Here is a 3,255-nt window from a genome sequence, read left to right as displayed (position 1 = left end):
TCTCCAGCAGCAACCGCTGCTGCGGATCCATCGCCACCGCCTCACGCGGCGAGATCCCGAAGAACCCCGGATCGAACTCCCCCGCCTCATAGAGGAATCCACCCCGCCGCGTATACGTCTTCCCCGACGCTTCCGGATCCGGATCAAAGATCCCCTCCACGTCCCAGCCACGGTCCACAGGGAACTCCCCCACCGCGTCCCCGCCGGAGGACACCAGCCGCCACAAATCCTCCGGCGACCGCACCCCACCCGGATACCGGCACGCCATCCCCACGATCGCGATGGGTTCCTGGTTCTTCTCCTCGGCCTCGCGCAGGCGCTCCCGTACCTGGCGAAGGTCCCCGGTGACCCGCTTGAGATATTCCAGGAGCCTGTCTTCGTTGCTGCTCATCCGCCCCATCCGTCCTTGGCTGTTGTCGAAGGTAGAGGGCCAGGAACTAGGAATTCCCCAGATCTTGATCGACCAGGTCGAAGATGTCGTCGATCGTGGCGTCCTCGAGCTTCCGCTGGGCGTCGGCGGGCTTCTCGCCCCGGCCGTCCGTGGAGTTCACCAGGGACAGCAGTTCCTGCAGTCGCCGGCGCACGCCCGACCGGACCGTCTCCTCGGCGGAGGACACTTTTGAGACAACCGACTCCAGCCGGTCCAGTTCGCTGAAGACCGAGACCTCGGAAGAGCCCTCCTCGTCGGCGAGTTCGGCCCGCAGGTGGCGGGCGATGGCCTCGGATGTCGGGTAGTCGAAGACCAGCGTCGCGGGCAGGGTCAGGCCGGTGTCGACGGTGAGCAGGTTGCGCAGCTCGACCGCTGTCAGAGAGTCGAAGCCGAGGTCCCGGAACGGCAGGTCCGCCTCCACCGCCGAAGAGTCGCTGTGGCCGAGCACAGCCGCCGCGTGGGCGCATACCGTGTCCACGAGCAGCCGTTGCTGCTCGCCCTCGGACAACCCGGAGAGCTTCTCCCGCAGGGCCGACGGTTCGTCGGCCTGTTCGGTGAGCTCCTCGGCCAGTGCGTTCCTGACCTCGGGCAGCTCGCCCAGCAGCGCGCTGGGCCTGCTGAGGGAGAACGGGACGACGAAGCGCTCCCAGTCGACGTCCGCCACGGTGACCGTGATGTCACCGCCGCTCAGTGCGGACTGCAGCGCGCAGACCGCCTGGTGCGGCCGCAGCGCGTTGAGGCCGCGCAGCCGCAGCCGCTCCTCGTCCCCGGTGTCGGCGACCATCCCGCCCTCGCCCCATGGGCCCCAGGCGATCGCGGCCGCGGCGAGGCCGCGGGATCGGCGGTGCCGTGCCAGGCCGTCCAGGAACGCGTTGGCCGCCGCGTAGGCGGCCTGGCCGCCGCTGCCCCAGACACCGGAGATGGAGGAGAAGAGGACGAAGGCGTCCAGTTCCTGCTCGCCGAGCAGTTCGGCCAGGTACCGGGCCCCGAGGGCCTTCGCGGAGACCGTGGCCGCGAAGTCGTCCAGGGTGGTGTCGGCGAGCATGCCCGCCTCGGCGGTGCCGGCCGCGTGCACGACGGCGTTGACGGGGTGCTCGTCCAGCAGTACGCGCAGAGCGTCCCGGTCGGCCACGTCACAGGCGGCGACGGTCACGCGTGAACCCAGCGCCTCCAGCTCCGACTTCAGCTCACCGGCACCCGGAGCGTCCATGCCCCGACGACTCGTCAGCACCAGATGCTCGGCACCCGCACCCGCCAGCCAGCGCGCGACATGGCCGCCCAGCGCACCCGTACCACCGGTGATCAGCACCGTGCCACGCGGCGACCACGTACGGCCCTTGTGGCCGACGGCGGCGCGGGACAGCCGACGGACGAACACACCCTCGGAACGGACGGACACCTGGTCCTCGGCCGACTGCCCCAGCACTCCGGCGAGGCGGGCGGCAACCTGGCCGTCGATCGTCTCCGGGAGGTCGACCAGACCGCCCCAGCGCGGCGAGTGCTCGAGCGCGGCCACCCGGCCCAGCCCCCACACCTCGGACTGGTCGGGGTCCGCCGGCTCGGCGGGGCCGACGCCCATCGCGTTGCGGGTCGCGCACCACAACGGGGCGTCGATGCCCGCGTCGCCCAGTGCCTGGACGAGCAGTACGGACAGGGCTACACCGTTGGTCAGTCCGGCCGTCGGGGCGGGCGAGCCGTCGATGGCGAGCAACGACAGCACGCCGGCTACGGTCTTCGTCCCCGCGGCCTGGGCGAGTTGGCCGGCCAGGGACTTCCGGTCGGCGACCGGCTCGACCGGGACCGGAAGCGGAGCCAGCCCCCGGTCGGTCAGTCCGCGCAGGCAGGCGGTCACCCACTCCTCGTCGAGTAGCGCCGCGCTGACCGGGACCAGCCATGTGCCGGTGCGGTGCGTGCCGTTGGGGTCGGGGATCCGCTTCCACGTCTCGTGGTAGCGCCAACTGTCCACCTCGGACTGTTCCTTCCGCTGCCGCCGCCACGAGGAGAGTCTGGGCAGCACCTCGCTGAACGAGTCGTCGGCGCGAATGTCCAGCGTCCCGGCGAGGGTCTCCAGGTCCTCGCGCTCCACGGTCTCCCAGAACTCCGCGTCCACCGGATCGGCCACCGGGGCGACCGGCTCCGGCGCCTCCACCCAGTACCGCTCGTGCTGGAACGCGTACGTCGGCAGATCGACCGTCCGGCCACCGGGGAAGAACGCTCTCCAGTCCACCGGAACTCCACGCGTGTGCAGCTGCGCGAGGCCCGTGATGAGCGCCTGCCGCTCCGGACGGTCCGCGCGCAGCACCGGAACGGTCGCTGGGCTGTCCAGGCAGCCCTGGACCATGCCGCTCAGCACACCGCCGGGTCCGACCTCGACGAACGTGCTCACGCCCAGGTCGTGCAGGGTCTGGATTCCGTCGGCGAAGCGGACAGCTTGACGGACGTGGCGGACCCAGTAGTCGGCGGTGTACGCCTCGACGACCTGGCCCGTGAGGTTCGACACCACCGGAATCCGGGGCTCGTTGAAGACCAGCCCTCGGACGACCTGCGCGAACTCGTCGAGCATGGGGTCCATGAGCGGCGAGTGGAAGGCGTGGCTGACCTTCAGCCGGGAGGTCTTGCGGCCCTGCCGCGCGAACGCCTGCGCGATCGCCAGCACAGCCTCCTCGGCGCCGGAAACCACCACGGACTGCGGTCCGTTGACGGCCGCGATACCGACGTTCTCGGTGAGGTGGGGAAGGACCTCGTCCTCGGTGGCCTGCACGGCGACCATCGCGCCGCCTTCGGGCAGGGCCTGCATCAGCCGGGCGCGGGCAGAGACCAGCTTC

2 protein-coding genes are annotated in these 3,255 nt (G+C 70.8%); both read right to left on the bottom strand.

Translation table 11 applies throughout. From position 1 onward, the window contains the following. On the bottom strand, positions 1 to 391 hold a 391-nt coding region (locus tag AAW14_RS39075; RefSeq protein WP_265569221.1), incomplete at its 3' end, for a beta-ketoacyl synthase N-terminal-like domain-containing protein. A 46-nt stretch (positions 392 to 437) separates the two neighbouring features. Then, a partial coding sequence (locus AAW14_RS39070; protein ID WP_265569220.1) for an SDR family NAD(P)-dependent oxidoreductase occupies positions 438 to 3,255 on the bottom strand: 2,818 nt, incomplete at its 5' end.

The sequence above is a fragment of the Streptomyces hygroscopicus genome (assembly GCF_026168105.1).
GTDB lineage: Bacteria > Actinomycetota > Actinomycetes > Streptomycetales > Streptomycetaceae > Streptomyces > Streptomyces hygroscopicus_D.
This window is presented reverse-complemented; position numbering and strand designations above follow the sequence as displayed.